Genomic DNA, 1,484 nt, shown 5'->3' with positions numbered 1-1,484 from the left:
GATGGAGGACCGGGCGGTCCTCGGTGACGGCCGGTCGGTCCGTGCCGACGACATCCGCCGCGCGGTGCTGCTGCACGACCGCGTCCAGCTGGCCATCGCCGCGCTGGCCGTGCTGGGTGTGGTCGTGCGTCGCGCCGTCCTCGGGCGTCGCCGGGCCACGAAGCGCGGGTGGTCGGCTCCGCTGAGCCGGGGTACCTGCACCGCACGCGGACGCGGTGTGCCTATCCTGAGGGCGTACTGCTGACATCCGGAACGAGCAGGGGAAGACCGGTGGGAATCCGGCGCTGACCCGCAACGGTGTGTGGCCACTTTCGTGACCGCGAGCCCGATTACCTGCCCGGATGTTCGCGACTCCGAGTACATCGCCGAGGTCTGCGATCCGGGGTCCTGTCAGGTGACGTGGTGTCGTCGTCGACTCCTACCCTCCTGCGGGTCTCACGTGTCGTCGACCGCACGACACGATCCGAGGACTGATCATGTTCCGTCGCCACCCCAGAATCACGCTCGCCACCCTCCTCGTCGCGGGGGTCGCCCTCACCGGCTGCTCCCGCGGCGAGGCGCTCGCGGAAGGCGGCCCGGTCGAGTCGTTCGCCGACCCTGTGACCGTCACCAACTGCGAGCGCGAGACCACCTACACCGCTGCGCCCCGGCGCATCATCTCGATGAATGACCACGTCACCGAGACCCTCATCCAGATGGGGGCCGGCGACCGGATCGTCGGCATGGGCTACGGCGAGCAGGACGATGTCCTGCCGGAGGTCGCCGAGCAGTTCGAGGCCATTCCGTCCCTCTCGGAGGAGTACCCCACCTGGGAGCAGATCGTGGACCTCGAGCCGGATCTCGTGGTGGCCGGGATGCGCAGCGCCTTCGACGACAAGGAAGGCCGCAGCCGCGACGCCCTCGAGGCCGCGGGGATCAACACCTTCCTTTTCTCCGAGTACTGCGGAGAAGGCTTCGGTGACCTGTCGATGCTCGAGACCGACTTCTCCCAGCTCGGCCGGATCCTCGACGTCGAGCCGGGGGCACGGGACCTGACGGACCGGATCACCGGCGAGATGAGGGAGGTCCGAGAGACACTCGATGCGTCGGGTGTCACCGGCACCCCCACGTTCTTCTACGACGGCGGCGAATCAGAACCGACGACGATCGGCGGCGTGGGCATCGGACAACTGATCGGCGAGTACGCGGGCGCGGACAACATCTTCTCCGAGGGCGACCGCCCCTATCTCACGTCCACATGGGAGATCCTGGGCGAGCGTCAGCCCGAGGCGATCGTGGTACTCGACTACGGCGCCACGAGCGCGGAGGACAAGATCGCCTACCTGCGCGCGCAGCCCATCATGTCCACGACGCCGGCGATCCGTGAGAACCGCATCGTGGTGGTCCCGCTGTCCGACTTCTTCGAGAGCTCGCGGATGACGACCTCCACCGAGACCATCGCCCGTGAGCTGCACCCGCACGCGTTCGGGCAGTGACATGACGAC

General features: G+C 68.1%; 1 protein-coding gene, 1 pseudogene and 1 riboswitch. The gene and the pseudogene both read left to right on the top strand.

Going from position 1 to position 1,484, the window contains the following annotated elements; all coding sequences use genetic code 11:
• A pseudogene (locus G6023_RS14195) lies at window positions 1–244 on the top strand (hypothetical protein); the annotation flags it as partial.
• Window positions 214–355, top strand: a riboswitch (cobalamin riboswitch). (Overlaps the previous pseudogene by 31 nt.)
• Window positions 356–476: 121 nt before the next feature.
• A complete protein-coding gene (locus tag G6023_RS14190) occupies window positions 477–1,475 on the top strand; it encodes an ABC transporter substrate-binding protein (protein WP_132061898.1) in 999 nt (332 codons plus the stop codon).
• Window positions 1,476–1,484: the final 9 nt, after the last annotated feature.

It is taken from the genome of Dietzia sp. DQ11-71 (assembly GCF_014144995.1).
GTDB lineage: Bacteria > Actinomycetota > Actinomycetes > Mycobacteriales > Mycobacteriaceae > Dietzia > Dietzia kunjamensis.
This window is presented reverse-complemented; position numbering and strand designations above follow the sequence as displayed.